Source organism: Paracoccus suum (genome assembly GCF_003324675.1).
Classification (GTDB): domain Bacteria; phylum Pseudomonadota; class Alphaproteobacteria; order Rhodobacterales; family Rhodobacteraceae; genus Paracoccus; species Paracoccus suum.
Window position 1 is genome coordinate 2,512,209 of the sequence record NZ_CP030918.1, and the last position, 16,330, is coordinate 2,528,538.

Sequence of the window (16,330 nt, forward strand, 5' to 3'; positions counted from 1 at the left end):
GCCGCCCCCGCTGCGTCCCGTTGCGATCCGTCGCGGCCGGCACGGCCGCGCGTTCGATGAACGCCCTTGGGGACGCCCGACTCGCGCACACCATAGGGGCGGGCGCCGGGGCGGGAAAGGCCTGCCGCTACGAGTGGCTGCGCACAAAGGCGCGGGCGTGCGGGAGGTCGAAGGGGATGGGAAAAGTCCCAGGCTTCTGTTGCCAGGCGCCTGGGGGCCCCGCCTTACGCTGCTAGGCGCAAGGGCTTAGTTTTCGATCACTCGAACTGCTTACGCAGCAAGGGCGACCGGAGCACGGTTGTCATTGGCAACTGTACTTTTCGGACCGATAACGGTGGTACCTCACCGGGACAAAGCAAACACCTTTGAACGTCCGTCGATCCTATTTCGACCCCATGCACCCCCAATGCGGGTGATTTTGGTGGAGTCGCCGGGTACCGCCCCCGGGTCCGAACCGCCTATTACGTGCGCGTTTATGTCCATAGCCCGGGTTGCCCCGAACAGATCGAAGATAGGCGGCCGCGTGCGGCGCCGCAAGTGCCACAGGGCTAGTCGTCGCGGGTGATGAGATAGTCGCGGACAAAGCCCGCGGTGACGCGCCCCCAGTCGCTGGCGGCGGCACGGCGTTGGTGGGCGGCGAAGGCGGCCTCGTCGACAAAGGTTTCCGCCACGCGCCAGCCGCGCGGCCCTTCGGGCGTGACGGAAAAGGCGACGCATCCCGGCTCGGCGAGCGTCAGCGACAGGTGGGCGGGCAGGTGCTCGCGCAGGACGGCAGCCTCGGCCTCGGTTTTGCAGCTGATCAGCCCGTTCAGATGGACATTCGGCATGGGTTTTCCTTGGCGATACGGTCGGTGCTCTTGGTGTATTTTTGCCAGCCGACTCGGGCGGTGCGGGTTGAAGCGGTGTCAAGCGATAACTATATATTGACGACTGTCAGGAGCGTGACCCAAGATGCAGGTGCTTTGGTTCCCGAAGGGAAAATTTCCTAACGGGGTTAAGAGGGAAGCCGGTTCGATACCGGCGCTGCCCCCGCAACTGTAAGCGGCGAGTCGCAGGTCCAAGCCACTGGCGCAAGCCGGGAAGGGGACCCGCAACGTTTGAGCCGCGAGCCAGGAGACCTGCCAGAGCACAGAAAGACGACAGGCCGGACGGCGGGTCCGGGCTGCGTGGAACGGGGCCGTTGGCATCCGTGATCGCGCGCCTACCCCCCGCCCCCGACCTGCCGAGGCAGACAGCGCGCCATCACCGCGACGCATAAAAAGAGGATCGACCATGACCAGCGCCATCACCGTTTATTCCACCCCCGCCTGCGTTCAGTGCACCGCGACGACCAAGGCGCTCAGCGCCCGGGGGTTGGACTACCAGATCGTCGATCTGACGGCCGACGGCGAGGCGATGTCGATGGTCGCCGGTTTGGGGTATCGTCAGGCACCTGTTGTGGTCGCGGGCGAATCGCATTGGTCGGGCTTTCGCCCCGACCTGATCGGCGCGCTCGGCTAGGTCCGGGAGGGGCGCATGGCCGGGGTCTGGTATTTCTCGTCGCGCAGTGGCAACACCCGGCGCTTCGTCGAGGCACTGGGCATGCCAGCGCACCGGATTGGCCGCGAGGGCGCCGACACCCCGGATGGCCCGTATGTGCTGATCTGCCCGACCTATGGCGATGGCGAGGGGAGGGGCGCGGTGCCTAAGCCCGTGATCCAGTTCCTGAACGATCCGCAGAACCGCATCCGGCTTGCCGGCGTAATCGGCGCGGGCAACCGCAGTTTTGGCAGCAGCTTCGCGCAGGCCGCCGATGTGATCGCCGAAAAATGCAAGGTGCCGCTGCTCTACAAGTTCGAGCTGGCTGGCACCGAAACCGACCTTGCCCGCGTTGATGCGGGACTGAAGCGCCTTTGGGGGAATGAATGCTTGACCACGGCCTGACGGCGACGCGCGATTACCATGCGCTGAATGCGATGCTGAACCTGTATGACGCGGACGGGCGGATCAATTTCGCTGCCGACCGCATGGCCGCGCGTCAGTTCTTTTTGCAGCATGTCAATCAGAACACGGTCTTCTTTCACTCGCTGGATGAAAAGCTGGGTTATCTGGTCGATGAGGGTTATTACGAGCGCGAGGTCCTGGCGCAATATCCCAAGGCTTTCCTGCACGACATCTGGTATGCCGCATTCGCGCGGAAATTCCGTTTCCCGACCTTCCTCGGCGCGTTCAAGTATTACACCTCCTATACTCTGAAAACCCGCGACGGCGCCCGCTATCTGGAGCGTTACGAGGACCGGGTGGTCATGGTCGCGCTCGCCCTCGCGCGCGGCGATCAGGATTTCGCCATGCGCCTGATGGACGAGATCATTTCCGGCCGCTTTCAGCCAGCGACGCCGACCTTCCTGAACGCGGGCAAGGCCCAGCGCGGGGAACTGGTGTCCTGCTTCCTGCTGCGGCTGGAAGACAACATGGAATCGATTGGCCGCAGCATCAATTCGGCCCTGCAATTGTCCAAGCGCGGCGGCGGCGTCGCCCTGATGCTGACCAACCTGCGCGAGGCGGGGGCCCCGATCAAGGGGATCGAGAACCAGTCGTCGGGCGTCGTGCCGGTGATGAAACTGCTTGAGGACAGCTTCAGCTATGCCAACCAGCTGGGCGCGCGGCAGGGCGCGGGCGCGGTCTATCTGAACGCGCACCATCCCGACATCATGCGTTTCCTGGACACCAAGCGGGAAAATGCGGACGAAAAGACCCGCATCAAGACCCTGTCGCTGGGCGTGGTCCTCCCTGACATTACCTTCCAGCTGGCGCGTGACAACGAGGACATGCACCTGTTCTCGCCCCACGACGTAGAGAGGGTCTATGGCGTGCCGTTCTCGGAAATCTCGGTCAGCGAGAAATATGCCGAGATGCTGGACGACAAGCGCATCCGCAAGACCAAGATCAAGGCCCGTGCCTTCTTCCAGACCCTGGCCGAGATCCAGTTCGAATCCGGCTATCCCTACATCATGTTCGAGGACACGGTGAATCGCGCCAATCCGATTGCCGGGCGCATCGCCATGTCCAATCTGTGCTCCGAGATCCTGCAGGTCAGTGAGGCTTCGACCTTTCACGAGGATCTGAGCTACGATCACATGGGCACGGATATTTCGTGCAACCTCGGCTCGCTGAACATTGCCGCGGCGATGGACAGCCCGGATTTCGGTGCGACCGTCGATTCCGCCATTCGTGCGCTGAGTGCTGTGTCGGAAATGTCGGCCATCGATGCGGTCCCGTCGATCCGCAAGGGAAATGACGACAGCCACGCCATCGGCCTTGGCCAGATGAACCTGCATGGCTACCTAGCGCGCGAGGGGCTTTATTACGGCAGCCCCGAGGCAATCGAATTCACCTCGGTCTATTTCGCGGCGATCGCGTTTCATGCGCTGTCCGCCTCGAACCGGCTGGCGCAGGAAAAGGGGCGCAGCTTCGTCGGATTCGAAAAGTCAAAATACGCCGATGGCAGCTATTTCGACCGCTACACCAGCCGCGACTGGCTGCCAGAGCATCCGGCCGTGGCGGCCCTGTTCGCGCATGTCGCCCTTCCGACCCGCGATGACTGGGCCGCGCTGCGCGAGCGGGTGATGGCTAGCGGCCTCTGGAACCGTAACCTGCAGGCGGTGCCCCCGACGGGCTCGATCAGCTATATCAACAACTCGACGAGCTCGATCCACCCGATCGTCGCCAAAATCGAGATTCGCAAGGAAGGCAAGATCGGTCGCGTCTATTACCCGGCGCCGTTCATGACCAACGACAACCTCGACCTTTATCGCGACGCCTACGAGATCGGGCCCGACGCGATCATCGACACCTATGCCGCGGCGACCGAGCATGTCGATCAGGGCCTGTCGCTGACGCTGTTCTTTCCGGCCGAAGCGACCACCCGAGACATCAACCGCGCCCAGATCTATGCTTGGAAACGCGGCATCAAGACGCTCTATTACGTGCGCCTGCGCCAGACGGCCCTCGAGGGGACCGAGGTGCAGGGCTGCGTTTCCTGCACCCTGTGAGGCCCGCGATGAAAGACTTGCCGACCCATGCCCGCGCGGTGCCTCGCGCGATCAACTGGAACCGCCTTCAGGACGACAAGGACCTGGAGGTCTGGTCGCGCCTGACGGTCAATTTCTGGCTGCCCGAAAAGGTGCCGCTGTCGAACGACATTCCCAGTTGGGCGACGCTGACGCCGAATGAGCGGCAGTTGACCATTCGCGTCTTCACCGGCCTGACCCTGCTCGACACCATCCAGTCGGCGGTCGGCGCGCCGGTGCTGATGGGCGATGCGCAGACCCCACATGAGGAGGCCGTTCTGGCCAACATCGCCTTCATGGAGGCGGTGCATGCGCGCAGCTATTCCTCGATTTTCTCGACCTTGTGCCTTACGCCCGAGGTTGACGCCGCCTTCCGCTGGTCCGAGGAGAACCCACATCTGCAGGCCAAGGCGCGGCTGATCCTTGATGAGTATGACGCCCCCGCCGACCCGCTGCGGCGCAAGATCGCCAGCGTGTTCCTGGAAAGCTTCCTGTTCTATTCAGGCTTCTATCTGCCGATGTACTGGTCCAGCCGGGCCAAACTGACCAATACCGCCGACCTGATCCGCCTCATCATCCGCGACGAGGCGATCCACGGCTATTACATCGGCTACAAGTTCCAGCGCGCGCTGGAGCGCCTGCCCGAGGCCGAGCGCGCCGCGATCAAGGACTTTGCTTTCTCGCTGATCTTCGATCTTTACGAGATCGAGGCGAAATACACGGCCGAGCTTTATGACGACCTGGGCCTGACCGCCGACGTCAAAGCGTTCCTGCACTACAACGCCAACAAGGCGCTGCAGAACCTCGGGTTCGAGGCGCTGTTTCCGCCGGCCGCCTGCGAGGTCGATCCGGCGATCATGGCCGCACTGTCGCCGGGCAGCGAGAACCACGACTTCTTCTCGGGCTCCGGGTCCAGCTATGTCATCGGCAAGGCGGTGGCGACCGAGGATACCGACTGGGATTTCTAGGGGCGTTCGCGCCCGTCCAGCAGCAACTGCCAAAGCTCCAGGTTCAGCCAGCGGCCGAATTTCTGGCCGGTCTGGGGCAGGGTGCCCGCGAGGGTGAAGCCGAGCGCCGCGTGCATACGGCGCGATGCCGCGTTGTCGGACGACAGCGCACCGACCATGACGTGCAGCCCGTCCGAGCGCGCCCGCGCAATTAGCGCCTGCATCAATTCTCGTCCCAGTCCCTGCCCGCGTGCGGCTGGGGAAAGGGCGATGGTATGCTCGACCGTGAGGCGATAGCCGTCGAGCCCGCGAAAGGGACCGTAGCTGGCGTAGCCGAGAACGTCTCCGTCCCGCTCTGACACCATAACGGGGAACCCCGAAGCCTGCCGTTCCGCGATCCAGGCTGCCCGGTCCTCGGTCGAGGTCGGGGCGCTGCGAAAGGTGATCGTCGTGTCCGCGATCAGGGCTGCATAAATCGCGGCGATGGCGGGGGCGTCAGCCGCCCCCGCCTCTCGCAAAATGATCATCAGACGGCGGCGGTGACGATGACCTCGACCTTGTAGTCGGGGGTCGCCAGCTTGGCCTCGCCGGTGGCGCGGGCAGGGGCGCTGCCGCGCGGGACCCACGCATCCCAGACTGCGTTCATGGCGGCGAAATCGGCCATGTCGGCCAGCCAGATCTGCGCGCTGAGGATGCGGCTCTTGTCGGTGCCGACCTGCGCCAGCAGCGCCTCGACCCGGTCGAGGCAATCCTGCGTCTGGCCCGAGATGTCCTTGGTCGGCTCGCCGACCTGGCCGGCCAGATAGGCAACGCCGTTATGCACGACCGCCATGCTCATCCGGGCGCTCGTCTCGAATCGTTTGATATCGCTCATCTTGTTTTCCTTCACAGAAACAGTCTTCTAAAGAACAGGGTCGTCATGCCGAAGCCGATCACGGCAATCAACCCGCGCAGTACCGAACGCGGCAGGCGGCGCGCGACAGGTGCCCCCAGATAGCCGCCCGCGGTGTTGCCGGCCATCATGACCAGCGCCGGCACCCAGACGATCTTGCCGCCCACCGTAAAGATGACCGCCGAAATCACCGACAGCGCAAAGCTGAGCCAGGTTTTCAGCCCGTTCATCTCGTGCAGGTCGCGCATGCCCCACAGCGCGAACAGCGCCAGCAGCACGATGCCAAGGCCACCGTTGAAATAGCCGCCGTAGATGGCGACCGGCAACAGCGTGCCCGCGCCAAAGGCGGTGACGCCGCGGCTGTGGCGGGCTGCGTAATCGCGCACCTGCTCGCCGAACATGAACACCAGCGTCGCGACCAGCAGCAGGAACGGCACGAGAATCCGGAACGCGGCATTGGACGAAACCAACAGCAGACCAGATCCGATGGCGCTGCCAAGCAGGGTCCACAGGGTCAGCCGCACCAGCAGACGGCGGTCAAACCTCTGCACCTCGCGGCGAAAGCCGAGGGCGCCGGCCAGGTAGCCGGGCAGGGCCGACAGGGTCGCCGTGGCATTGGCCGAAACCTCGGGGATGCCGTAAAGCACCAGGGCCGGGAAAGTGACGAAGGTGCCGCCACCGGCGACCGTGTTCATCATCCCGCCGACGAAACCTGCAACGAACAGCAAGATGAATTCTGTCATATCCCCGCCCCCCGTAGCGCCGACGGATATGAGCCGCGGGCCGCTGGGATAACAAGCCTCGGCCCCCACACCTTGCGGCGGCGTGGTCCGGGGGGCACAGTCCAGTAGGCATGCGCCGGGACGGAGGGATGGTCATGGCGAGCGATACCGCAGCGACGACCGGGCTGATGCAGCGCCTCGGTCTGTCGCTGCCTATCATCCAGGCGCCGATGGCCGGCACCTCGACCCCGGCATTGGCCGCGGTTGTATCGGGGGCAGGTGCCCTCGGCTCGATCGCCGTAGGTGCGGTCGATGCCACCGCCGCGGCGGCGATGATCGCCGAGACTCGCGAACGCACAGATCGGGCGTTCAACGTGAACGTCTTTTGTCACCAGCCCCTGCCCATGGACCCGGCTCGCGCCGATGGATGGCGTGCCGCCCTCGCCCCCGCCTTCCGCAGCTTCGGCGCCAAGCCGGCACCGACGCTGCGCAACATCTATCGCAGCTTTGTCGAAGATGACGACATGCTCCGCCTGCTGCTGCAGGCGCGCCCGGCCGTCGTCATCATTTCGGCCTGCCGCCCGCGGAGAAGATCTCCGCGCTGAAGGGCGCCGGGATCGGCCTGCTTGCCACCGTTACCAGCCCGGCCGAGGCACAGGCGGCCGCGGCCGCGGGCTTTGATGCCGTGGTCGCCCAAGGGATTGAGGCAGGCGGGCATCGCGGGATTTTCGACCCCGAGGCGCCCGATGAAACCCGGGCGATGATGGACCTGCTGGACGCAGTCCTGACTGCAAGCCCGCTGCCCGTAATCGCCGCGGGCGGGATCATGACCGGCGCCGACATCGCGGCCGCTTTGGCCCGCGGGGCGGTGGCGGCGCAACTCGGCACGGCCTTTGTCGGCTGCCCGGAATCGGCGGCGGACGCCAGCTACCGCGCCGCCCTGGCGGCGGCAGTGCCCGGTGGCACGCGGCTGACCGACGCCATTTCCGGTCGACCGGCGCGGTGCCTTGCAAACCGCTTTACCGCCCTCGGCGAGACCCTGCGGGACGTCCCGCGCGCCGGTTATCCCTACACGTATGACGCTGGGAAAAGCCTCAATGCCGTCGCCCGCGCCAAGGGCGAGTTCGGCTACGGCGCGCACTGGGCGGGCACCGGCGCGCCGGGGGCGCGGGCCATGCCAGCGGCCGACATGGTGGCGACACTGGCCGCCGAATTGCGGCAGGCCCAGTCAGCGTTGAACGGCTAAAGTTGCGCCGCTTGATTTCAGGATGGAGCGGGTGAAGGGAATCGAACCCTCGTCGTAAGCTTGGGAAGCTTCTGCTCTACCATTGAGCTACACCCGCGCGCGCCCTGACTAAGGTCCCGCGCCGCGCCGGTCAAGCGCACGGGCAATCTGATCCGCAAATCGCACCAGCGCGTTTCCCGACGAAATACGCCGCGCACCTGCGACGCGTCAGCGCAGGCCCATCTCGGCCAACTCGCGCAACAGATGCGGCGGCAGCACCGGCTCGGCCGCGCGCTCCTCGGACACGTCCTGCGGGGAATCGGCCTGCCTGAGGTAGCGCCAGCCCTGGAACGGGCGGCGCGGCATGGCCGAGGTGCGCACCACCCGCCGGTCAAGGATCAGCGCGCAGCGGCGAATGCCGTCGGTGCCTGTGCGCTCGTCCAGCCTCAGCAGCCGCTGGCGGGCCAGCATCACCCCTTTGAACACCCAGAAGATCGACCCCCCGGCCAGCAGTTCCGCCTCGCGTGTCGGCCACATGCGGGTGACATGTTCTGCCGGCCCCTCGCCAAAGCGGCGCTGCCACTGTTCCAGCTCGCCGGGCGAGCCGCAGCCGACGCAAAGTTTCATCAGGTTGAGGTGCTGGGTCATGGTCGCAAGTTATGGACCGGGGCGAGGGCGGACAAGGGCGCAGGGCCTGCCGGACGCTGCGAGCCTTCCGGCATCCACTGGTGCCGGGCGGCCTCATCCGCTATCCCTTCGCCATGAGCGATTTTCCGCCCCCCGCCGCCGGTCACAACCGCGGTCCCGCGACCGCCGGGGCCTCGTGGCGCGCCACCTGCTGGCGGCACGCGCGGGCCGAATTGTTGCCGAATCTGCCGATCGAGGTGGTGCGGCTGCAGGTCCGCCGCGCCAAGGCGCTGGGCCTGCCCTACAAGACCTATGCCGGGGTTCGAGCGAGCACCGGGTGCGATCTGGTGGCCTTCCTGTTCTCGTCCAACGGTTTGGGACTGTTCCGCCAGACCGACCGATTGGCGGCCGGCCGGGCTGGTACGCTCGCGCGCCTCGCCGTCCGCCGTGATCTGGGGTGCGCGCCGGGCCTCAGCCCCAACAGCCTTGCGGACAGACTTGCGCTAGACGGCACGACCTTTGCCAGCGCCCGGGCGCTGCCGCCGTTCGGCGCCAGCTGGGGCGCGATGCGCACCGAAATGAAAAACTGGCTGGCTCGCGAAGGGCTGCCGGGTGATGCCGTGCTGTTGATCGGCGCGACCGATCACGAGGCTGAAATGGCCGGGGCAGGGGGCCTTGCCGCCTTCCTGCCGGGCGAGACATATTTTGCGGAGGCTTGCCATGTTTGAACAGCCCGGCCCGGTGGAGCGGGACTGGTCCGATGCCATCTCGAACATCGAGTCCATCATCGAGGACGCCCGCAACGGCCGGATGTTCATCCTTGTCGATCACGAGGACCGCGAGAACGAGGGTGATCTGGTCATACCGGCGCAGATGGCGACGCCGGATGCGATCAACTTCATGGCGACCTATGGCCGCGGGCTGATCTGCCTTGCCCTGCCGGGGGCGCGCATCGACGCCCTCGGCCTGCCGCTCATGTCGCCGCGCAACTCCAGCCGGCACGAGACAGCTTTTACCCTGTCCATCGAAGCACGTGAGGGGGTCACGACCGGCATCAGCGCCCATGACCGCGCCCGGACCGTCGCCGTGGCTATCGACCAGGCGCATGGCGCGGCAGACATCGCCACCCCTGGCCACGTCTTTCCGCTGCGCGCCCGTGACGGTGGCGTGCTGGTGCGCGCCGGGCATACCGAGGCTGCGGTCGATATCGCCCGGCTCGCCGGGCTGAACCCTTCGGGCGTGATCTGCGAGATCATGAAGGACGACGGCAGCATGGCCCGGTTGCCCGACCTGATCGCCTTTGCCCAGCGGCACGGCCTGAAGATCGGCACGATCAGCGACCTGATCGCCTACCGTCGCCGCCATGACAACCTGATTGCCGAGCGCGGGCAGGCGCGCGTCACCTCGGCCCATGGCGGCGACTGGATGATGCGTATCTTTGCCGACGAGACGCATGGCGCCGAGCATCTGGTCCTGACCCGCGGCGATCTGACTGCGCCCGGCCCGGTCATGGTGCGGATGCATGCCCTCGATCCGATGCACGACGTGCTCGGGATCGCGCGCCCCTCGGCCGGGGATCTGCCGCAAGCCATGCGCATGATCGCTGAGGAGGGCCGTGGCGTGGTGGTCCTGCTGCGTGATGTCGAGCCGCGCGTCACCCGGCCGGGCGAGGTCTCGCCCCAGGTGCTGCGGCAATATGGCGTCGGGGCGCAGATCCTGTCGGCGCTCGGCCTGTCCGAGCTGATCGTCCTCAGCAATACCGATCGCAGCCGCGTGGTCGGGCTTGACGCCTACGGGCTTTCCATCCATTCCACCCGCCCTATACCTCAGACCGACCCCAAGGATTGACGCCGCATGGCCGAGACTGCCGAGCATACCAGCCTGCCCTTGCCCCGGATCGACGGACCGGTGCGGCTGCTAATCGTCTGCGCGCCCTACTACCGCCGCATCGCGGACGATCTGATTGCCGGCGCGCGTGCCATGGCGGCCGATGGGGGCGCCTCGGTTGACCTGATCGAGGTGCCGGGGGCGCTGGAAATCCCGCCCGCAATCGCGATCGCAGCGCGGTCTGAGCGCTATGATGGCTATGTCGCGCTTGGCTGCGTCATCCGCGGCGAGACGACGCATTACGACACTGTCTGCAATGACAGCTCGCGCGGGCTGACGGAACTGGGGCTGGCCGGATTTGCCATCGGCAACGGCATCCTGACGGTCGAGAACATGGACCAGGCCGCTGTGCGCGCGGCACCGGACGGCCAGAACAAGGGTGGCGGCGCGGCCGCGGCGGCGCTGCATCTGGTGGCGCTCGGCCGCCGCTGGCAGGGCCAGTCCGGGCGTCCCGACCGACGCCCGGCGGCGCACCGCGACCCGTTCCGCTTGGCGGTCGATCTGGACGGAAGCAGCCGTTCATGAGCCAACCCGACCAGTCAGAGCGCCGAGCCCGCATCCAGCGGCGCAGCAGCGCCGCGCGCATCTACGCCGTGCAGGCCCTGTTCCAGATGGAGGCCGCCGGCCAGTCGGCCGAGCGTGTCGAGACCGAGTTTCGCCACTGGCGCATCGCCGCGCCCGACGCCGATGGGCCGGGCATTGAATCGCCCGAGGCGGACGAAGAGCTGTTCGGCCGCATCCTCGACGATGCTGTTACCTGGCAGGCGCGGATCGACCAGATGACCGACCGTGCGCTCGTCGACCGCTGGCCGCTCGACCGGATCGACCCGGTCCTGCGCGCGGTGTTCCGTGCAGCTGGCGCCGAGTTGATGGCGGCCAAGGCGCCGTCACGCGTGGTCATTTCGGAATACATGCGGGTGGCCGAGGCATTCTTTGCCGAGGGCCCCGAAGTCAAGCTGGTGAACGCAGTCCTCGACCAGGTCGCGCGCGCCGCCAGGCCCGAGGCATTCGGGGCCTGATCGGCCCGCCGCCTTGATCTGCCCATTCCCCCGCTCGACTGCGTTTCTGACGTGTGGCGTCCCCTGGTCACCAATCAAGTCCATTCCGACGTGTGCTGCTCGCCTCTTCTCTGGCCACTGGCGCGTCATCCCGCCGCGGGCTAAGCCGCCGCAATGCTGATCGTTCTCGCGACATTGCTGCCGGATCTTGCGCTGATCGCGCTGGGAGGCTGGCTGGTGCGGCGCACTGGCGCCGAGGTGTGGCGCGGAATCGACCGGATCAATTTCGACCTGCTGCTGCCGGCGTTGCTGTTTCTGGCGGCGGCACGGCGGCCTGCCTCGCTCGCGGATCTCGGCACGATAGGTTTGTCGATCTGGGCGCTCGCGGGGATCGGGCTGCTGGCGGGCATGCTGCTGATGCCGAACGCCGGCCCGCAGGCACGGCTGGATTTTGCCGGACAGTGGCAAACCTGCTGGCGCTTCAGCACGCCGCTGGCCTTTGTTGCCGTCGCCGCGTTCCCGGACCGGGTCCAGGGCTTGATGGGGGTCGCGGTCGGGGCAGGGGTGCCGATCTCGAATCTGCTGGCGGTGACAGTGCTGTCGCGTGGCGGCGGCCTTGGTTTCGGGGCGACGTTGCTGCGGGTGGCGTTGAACCCGTTCCTGCTGGCCAGTCTTGCCGGCCTCGCGGTCGGCCTGCTGGACCTGCATCCACCGGGGCCGTTGATGGCCATGGCGCAACGCCTTGCCGATGCGGCGATCCCGATGGCGCTGCTGTCAATGGGCGCGACCCTCGATTGGCAGGCGCTGCATCGCCCGCGCCCCCGCGAGGCAGCTTTCGTCGCGATCAAGCTGCTGGCTCTGCCGCTTGCGGCCTTGGTTCTGGGATTGGTACTCGGCCTGCCGGCCGATCAGCGCGCGGTCCTGTTGCTGATCGCGGCGTTGCCGACCGCGCCTTCGGCGCATGTCCTTGCCGGGGTCTTTGGCGCCAACCCGCGCCCTGTTGCCACTCTGATCGCGCAGGGCACCATCGCGGCCGCACTGACGCTGCCCGTCTGGATGGTGCTGGCACTGCATTTTCAGGGATGAGGCGGCGGGAACCGATGCAACCGTGTCGGCGCGAAATCCCGAGAGCCTGGCGTACCAGGTGGGCGCCGGGTAACGAGGCCAGGACCTCGCCAGAGCCAGCACCCTCGGAATATTTATAGGCCACTGGGAAAAGGCCGAACACGAGAAGAGCAGAAACCCGCCTGCGACCAGAAATAGGACGGCACGCCCTGTCGATCAAGGGGTAGCCGCGATACGGGCCGTCCGCGGGCTTGCACGATGTTTACGTTTCGTTCAATTTGGCGCCATGCCAGTGACCGCAGCAAACCCCGTCCCCGACGACCCGGCGCTGCCGCGCGAGGCCGGTCAGCGCCTTGCCCGCGGCGTCACCCGGTTGATGCGCGAGATGCATCACGCCGCGCTGACCGAATTCGTCCCGATCCCGGGCCTGCGGGTCGATGTCATGGCCCTGACCCCAGCGGGCGAGGTCTGGATCATCGAGTGCAAGAGCTGCCGCGCCGATTTTCTGGCTGACCGAAAGTGGCAGGGTTACCTTGAGTGGTGCGACCGCTTTTTCTGGGCCACCGACTGCCATTTCCCGACCGCTCTGCTGCCTGAGGAAAGCGGCCTGATCGTGGCCGATGCCTATGCCGCCGAACTGGTTCGCCCGGCGCCCCTCACGCGGCTGGCGGCGGCGCGGCGCACGCGTCTGACGCGCGACTTTGCCCGGGTCGCCGCTTGGCGCGTGCAGGCGATGCTGGATCCTACGGGTTGGTCGGGAAGCTAGGGCAGGGGGCCAGTTCAGCCCTTTCGGCCCTTTGGACCGCCCTTCGGCCCCGCGCTCAGCGCTTGTGCCGCCTCGATCGCGGCCTGCAGTTCCTCGACGATCTCGGCCGCCTCCTCGGGTTCGAAGTCGAGCGGCAGTTCGATCCCCTCGCCCTCCACATAGATTCGGACCATGCCCTGGTCGGTCGGACCGATCTGCAGGCTGGCAGAGATATCGCTTTCGCGGTTGATACCCATCTGGATTTCTTTCCCGGTGCTGTCGATATTCTGGTAACGGGACGTTTAAGCCGGGGCAAGCGCGCCCCTTGCATCGCCTGCGCAGAGGCGGTAATGCCCGGTCCCGTGCCGCCTTAGCTCAGTTGGTTAGAGCGCTAGATTGTGGATCTAGAGGTCCCCCGTTCAAACCGGGGAGGCGGTACCAACAAAATCAGTAAGTTAGACCATCTTTGTCCACCTGCGCCAAAGCTTGTGTAAGCGATGCGTAAGCAGATGCGGGGGTCTCGGCACTGATGCCGCCGAATCCATCGGATGCCGCAGGCACGCCGAGGAATTTGTGCGTCACCCCTAGCCCATCGGTTCCGATCCTCGACCGCAGCAGCGTGAGCATCGGGAAGGGCTGGCGAGGCTTGCTCAGCCGCAGGAGTAAGGTGCCGCCAAGGTCGGGCAGGGTGAGCGGCTGCACCTTCACGGCGTCCGGGATCACGATGACCTTGAGGTCTGACGTATAGATGCCGGTGACACCCTGAAAGCTGCTTCCGTCGCTGGCGCTATCGAAGACGGCATAGCACCCGCAGAGGTACTCAAAGCTAAAGTTGCCGTCCGCCTCGACTGTGGCAGCTCCTTGAGCGTCCCGCATGACATGGAACAGCGCCGCAGGCTGACATGCGGGATTTTGTCGGGCAGCCCGCCACGCGGCCATGAACAGACGTGATTGCATCACTCGCCCCCGGAGTTGATCGGCTTCGACGCGCCTTCGGGCAGGTCAACGTTGTCCCAGCCGACCAGCGACATGGCCGTGGCGAGGGGCACCCCTGACTGCACGAGGCTACTCACCGACCGCGCCCGGCCCGCCGTGTCAGCCGTGGCGAGGTCTTGCAGGCCAAGCCGGGTCACCCCGATCTTGCGGGCCAGTTCGGGCGTGATTGCCCTCGCCAGCGGGTCTAGCGTCAGGGTCGTGAACAAGCGCAGGGCTTCTCGGGATGCGCCAGCGTTGCCCGACGCCGTGAACAGGCTTGGCGGAACCCCCGCAGCCGCAAGGACACGCTCGTGAAGGTCGCGGGTCGTCTCGACCAGAGGGACCCCGGACAGATCGGGCGTGAGTTCGACCCGCTTAAACTCTGACCGGCTGCCGCCCGTGTGATGCCCAAAGTCCTCTTTCGACCCCACGACCGCCAGCGAGCCGTGCCTTAGCCCCTGTAGCGCCGTGGTCTTTTGGTCCTCAGGCACCGTGCTTGGAATGGGCAGCAAGCCCTTGCCCGTATAGGGCAGCGCGGATGACACGGTTTGCTCAAGGTCAGCCAGCAGGGAGGCTGACAAGCCCATCAGCGCGAGGGGGGACCTTCCCCGCCACGGGCTTTCCGGGGCGGCGTTGATCGTCAGCTTGACCACTTCATCCTCAAGGGCGCGCACCGTCTTGCTACCGCCCGGCGTCGAGAGGGCGAGGCTGTAACGGCCCCCGGCATACTCCGACCAGCTAGCCGCCCTCCGCAGGGTGAGGCGGGACTGGTCCAGCCCGATGTGCCAGAGGCTTTCGCCCCGGAAAAACAGGTCCAGCCCTACAGCCGCGAGAATGTCGGGTGTGAGGTCGTCAACCGGGTCGGGCACCAGCATGGCGAAGGACCGCGACCAGATACCAGCGCAGGTGCCCACGGTCGCGGACAGGCTGGTCGTGTCGCCAGCCACGGCAATGCCTCGCCGCGCGTCGATGTACTGCGCCGTCACCACGGGCGTGGATCGCGTCTCGACCTCTGGGGTCTGCCAAGGCCACCTCATCGCCGCACCTCGCTAGCCAGAAGCGCCCCCGCCCCGGACCCGTAAAACAGCCCCTGAACCGCCTCGCGCGTCAGGGTCACGTCAGCCATGGTCTGACTGCGAAACTCGCGCCTCTGGGGCTGGTGGATCAGTTGATAAAGCGTCAGGTTCGCCGCCGCCCGCCGGACACACTCCGGGATGCTCACCGGGGCAGGGGTAGGGGCTTGCGTCAGCCTGTAGAGAGTGCCGCCGCCAAAGGTGCAGCGCCCGTGCATGTAGCGGCAGGTGTCGGGCTGGAACGTCTGTGACCCCTCGTCCCACCTCTCGGCCGTAACAATCGCCGGATAGGGAAACCTCGGCCACACGTACGTCATCGGCTCGCTGGCTTCGACCAGTACTGTGCCAGCGGCGGTAGCCCTGTAGCAGCGTCCCGTGAAGTTCTCGATCATCTCCCACGACGCCCCCAGGAACGCTGTGGCAAGGTCCAGAGATGCCCCAGCCTCTAGGGCAATGTCGCTGGCGGCAGGAACCGCCGGAACCGGGCCGGGCGAGAAATCGACTTGCAGAAACGTAATGCCGTGCATGGGGTCACCAGATGTAATTCCGCCACGCGGGCGGGCGTGTCGGGTTCGTGTCCAGCGCCCGCAACTCGGCCCGCGATTGTTCGTAGGCGGGGCGGGTTACGAGGGAGAGTTCGAACAGCACAAGCTTGAATAGCTGCCGGATCATCACGCGGGGGTTGCCGGGTTCGGGCACCAGCTTTTCCGCATCCGGCACCACGTCCGAAGGGGGCACGCGGAATCCGGGTGACACCCCCGCAATCAGGCCCGCCCCCAGCATCGCCAAGGCGTCGGTGACGTGGGATGCGCGGTCTGCGCCCTCGGGGATCGAGGCGACAAATTCAAGGAAGTCATCTGTGTCCTGAAGCGTCAGGGAACCTGCCTTGCGACTGGCGAGAGGCCGGTTGAAGTCGTGTCCGAGCAGCAGGTGAATGTCGCGTGTGAGATCGCCAATGGCAAAGCCGAAGGCCCCCGGCTTGATCGTCTCTTTGCGGACGGTACCCCGGTCACTCATGGTCGCGAGCGAGTTATAGGGGAAGCGCCCGAAGATCGTCGGACGCCCCCCTTGCTGCCGCACTTCCAGCCCCTCAACCGGATAGACGTGAGATATCGCCCCGGTCAT

20 protein-coding genes, 2 tRNA genes, 2 other RNA genes, 1 pseudogene and 1 riboswitch are annotated in these 16,330 nt (G+C 66.1%); of the genes and pseudogenes, 12 read left to right on the top strand and 13 right to left on the bottom strand.

Annotated elements, in window-relative coordinates; all coding sequences use genetic code 11:
• Nucleotides 1-184: 184 nt before the first annotated feature.
• Both ssrA and DRW48_RS12285 read right to left on the bottom strand, forming a co-directional pair.
• Nucleotides 185-541: a transfer-messenger RNA gene (gene ssrA, locus DRW48_RS12280) on the bottom strand.
• A gap of 7 nt (nt 542-548) precedes the next feature.
• Entirely contained in the window at nt 549-827 is a 279-nt protein-coding gene (locus DRW48_RS12285; RefSeq protein ID WP_114076681.1) for a putative quinol monooxygenase, read from the bottom strand.
• A gap of 119 nt (nt 828-946) precedes the next feature.
• Nucleotides 947-1,140, top strand: a riboswitch (cobalamin riboswitch).
• 132 nt (nt 1,141-1,272) lie between these two features.
• Here DRW48_RS12285 and nrdH point away from each other — a divergent pair.
• The 4 genes from nrdH to nrdF are packed head-to-tail and all read left to right on the top strand — an operon-like array spanning nt 1,273 to nt 5,017.
• Nucleotides 1,273-1,500 (top strand): glutaredoxin-like protein NrdH, encoded by a 228-nt coding sequence (gene nrdH, locus DRW48_RS12290; RefSeq protein ID WP_114076682.1) that lies wholly within the window; start codon nt 1,273-1,275, stop codon nt 1,498-1,500.
• Nucleotides 1,501-1,515: 15 nt separating this feature from the next.
• On the top strand, nt 1,516-1,923 hold the full coding sequence (gene nrdI, locus DRW48_RS12295; protein WP_114076683.1) for a class Ib ribonucleoside-diphosphate reductase assembly flavoprotein NrdI: 408 nt from the start codon (nt 1,516-1,518) through the stop codon (nt 1,921-1,923).
• Nucleotides 1,905-4,031 carry a class 1b ribonucleoside-diphosphate reductase subunit alpha gene (gene nrdE / locus DRW48_RS12300; protein ID WP_114076684.1) on the top strand — a complete coding sequence of 709 codons (2,127 nt, stop codon included), beginning with the start codon at nt 1,905-1,907 and terminating at the stop codon, nt 4,029-4,031. Before nrdI ends, nrdE begins: the two co-directional genes overlap by 19 nt.
• 8 nt (nt 4,032-4,039) lie before the next feature.
• Nucleotides 4,040-5,017 carry a class 1b ribonucleoside-diphosphate reductase subunit beta gene (gene nrdF, locus DRW48_RS12305; protein WP_114076685.1) on the top strand — a complete coding sequence of 326 codons (978 nt, stop codon included), beginning with the start codon at nt 4,040-4,042 and terminating at the stop codon, nt 5,015-5,017.
• On the opposite strand, the gene DRW48_RS12310 is transcribed toward nrdF, so the two are convergent.
• From DRW48_RS12310 to DRW48_RS12320, 3 genes are read right to left on the bottom strand one after another with little or no spacing between them, the layout of a single operon-like run.
• A complete protein-coding gene (locus tag DRW48_RS12310; protein ID WP_241963261.1) occupies nt 5,014-5,523 on the bottom strand; it encodes a GNAT family N-acetyltransferase in 510 nt (169 codons plus the stop codon). The two genes, nrdF and DRW48_RS12310, sit on opposite strands and share 4 nt — an antisense overlap.
• Nucleotides 5,523-5,870 carry a RidA family protein gene (locus DRW48_RS12315; protein ID WP_114077548.1) on the bottom strand — a complete coding sequence of 116 codons (348 nt, stop codon included), beginning with the start codon at nt 5,868-5,870 and terminating at the stop codon, nt 5,523-5,525. The genes DRW48_RS12310 and DRW48_RS12315 overlap by 1 nt, the downstream gene beginning before the upstream one ends.
• Nucleotides 5,871-5,881: 11 nt before the next feature.
• On the bottom strand, nt 5,882-6,631 hold the full coding sequence (locus DRW48_RS12320) for a sulfite exporter TauE/SafE family protein (protein WP_114076686.1): 750 nt from the start codon (nt 6,629-6,631) through the stop codon (nt 5,882-5,884).
• Nucleotides 6,632-6,840: 209 nt separating this feature from the next.
• Between DRW48_RS12320 and DRW48_RS12325 the strand changes: the two are divergent.
• Nucleotides 6,841-7,856 (top strand): annotated as a pseudogene (locus DRW48_RS12325) (NAD(P)H-dependent flavin oxidoreductase).
• A gap of 23 nt (nt 7,857-7,879) precedes the next feature.
• Here the strand turns inward: DRW48_RS12325 and DRW48_RS12330 are convergent.
• A tRNA-Gly gene (locus tag DRW48_RS12330) sits at nt 7,880-7,953 on the bottom strand.
• A 110-nt stretch (nt 7,954-8,063) separates the two neighbouring features.
• A complete protein-coding gene (locus DRW48_RS12335; protein WP_114076687.1) occupies nt 8,064-8,483 on the bottom strand; it encodes a DUF1489 family protein in 420 nt (139 codons plus the stop codon).
• An 80-nt stretch (nt 8,484-8,563) separates the two neighbouring features.
• Between DRW48_RS12335 and DRW48_RS12340 the strand changes: the two genes are divergently transcribed.
• From DRW48_RS12340 to DRW48_RS12360, 5 genes are all read left to right on the top strand, one after another.
• On the top strand, nt 8,564-9,190 hold the full coding sequence (locus DRW48_RS12340) for a hypothetical protein (RefSeq protein ID WP_241963262.1): 627 nt from the start codon (nt 8,564-8,566) through the stop codon (nt 9,188-9,190).
• Nucleotides 9,183-10,310, top strand: coding sequence for a 3,4-dihydroxy-2-butanone-4-phosphate synthase (gene ribB, locus DRW48_RS12345; protein ID WP_114076688.1), 1,128 nt, complete (start codon nt 9,183-9,185; stop codon nt 10,308-10,310). The genes DRW48_RS12340 and ribB overlap by 8 nt, the downstream gene beginning before the upstream one ends.
• A 6-nt stretch (nt 10,311-10,316) precedes the next feature.
• Nucleotides 10,317-10,874 (top strand): 6,7-dimethyl-8-ribityllumazine synthase, encoded by a 558-nt coding sequence (locus DRW48_RS12350; protein WP_114076689.1) that lies wholly within the window; start codon nt 10,317-10,319, stop codon nt 10,872-10,874.
• Nucleotides 10,871-11,368 carry a transcription antitermination factor NusB gene (nusB, locus tag DRW48_RS12355; RefSeq protein WP_114076690.1) on the top strand — a complete coding sequence of 166 codons (498 nt, stop codon included), beginning with the start codon at nt 10,871-10,873 and terminating at the stop codon, nt 11,366-11,368. The genes DRW48_RS12350 and nusB overlap by 4 nt, the downstream gene beginning before the upstream one ends.
• A 153-nt stretch (nt 11,369-11,521) precedes the next feature.
• Nucleotides 11,522-12,433 carry an AEC family transporter gene (locus DRW48_RS12360; protein ID WP_114076691.1) on the top strand — a complete coding sequence of 304 codons (912 nt, stop codon included), beginning with the start codon at nt 11,522-11,524 and terminating at the stop codon, nt 12,431-12,433.
• Nucleotides 12,434-12,437: 4 nt separating this feature from the next.
• On the opposite strand, the gene ssrS is transcribed toward DRW48_RS12360, so the two are convergent.
• Nucleotides 12,438-12,592: non-coding RNA, 6S RNA (gene ssrS / locus DRW48_RS12365), on the bottom strand.
• Between the two features lie 106 nt (nt 12,593-12,698).
• Between ssrS and DRW48_RS12370 the strand changes: the two genes are divergently transcribed.
• On the top strand, nt 12,699-13,178 hold the full coding sequence (locus tag DRW48_RS12370) for an MmcB family DNA repair protein (protein ID WP_114076692.1): 480 nt from the start codon (nt 12,699-12,701) through the stop codon (nt 13,176-13,178).
• Between the two features lie 14 nt (nt 13,179-13,192).
• Here the strand turns inward: DRW48_RS12370 and DRW48_RS12375 are convergent, their stop codons facing one another.
• The gene (locus DRW48_RS12375; protein WP_114076693.1) at nt 13,193-13,414 is read right to left on the bottom strand and encodes a DUF6324 family protein; all 222 of its coding nucleotides are present in this window, start codon (nt 13,412-13,414) and stop codon (nt 13,193-13,195) included.
• Between the two features lie 107 nt (nt 13,415-13,521).
• On the opposite strand from DRW48_RS12375, the gene DRW48_RS12380 reads away from it, so the two are divergent.
• Nucleotides 13,522-13,598 (top strand) — tRNA-His (locus DRW48_RS12380).
• Between the two features lie 6 nt (nt 13,599-13,604).
• On the opposite strand, the gene DRW48_RS12385 is transcribed toward DRW48_RS12380, so the two are convergent.
• From DRW48_RS12385 to DRW48_RS12400, 4 genes are read right to left on the bottom strand one after another with little or no spacing between them, the layout of a single operon-like run.
• Nucleotides 13,605-14,114 (bottom strand): hypothetical protein, encoded by a 510-nt coding sequence (locus DRW48_RS12385; protein WP_162784757.1) that lies wholly within the window; start codon nt 14,112-14,114, stop codon nt 13,605-13,607.
• A complete protein-coding gene (locus DRW48_RS12390; RefSeq protein WP_114076695.1) occupies nt 14,114-15,169 on the bottom strand; it encodes a phage portal family protein in 1,056 nt (351 codons plus the stop codon). The genes DRW48_RS12385 and DRW48_RS12390 overlap by 1 nt, the downstream gene beginning before the upstream one ends.
• Complete coding sequence (locus DRW48_RS12395) at nt 15,166-15,732, bottom strand: hypothetical protein (RefSeq protein WP_114076696.1); 567 nt, start codon at nt 15,730-15,732, stop codon at nt 15,166-15,168. The genes DRW48_RS12390 and DRW48_RS12395 overlap by 4 nt, the downstream gene beginning before the upstream one ends.
• A 4-nt stretch (nt 15,733-15,736) precedes the next feature.
• Nucleotides 15,737-16,330: an HK97 family phage prohead protease gene (locus tag DRW48_RS12400; RefSeq protein ID WP_114076697.1), complete on the bottom strand. Its 594-nt coding sequence runs from the start codon at nt 16,328-16,330 to the stop codon at nt 15,737-15,739.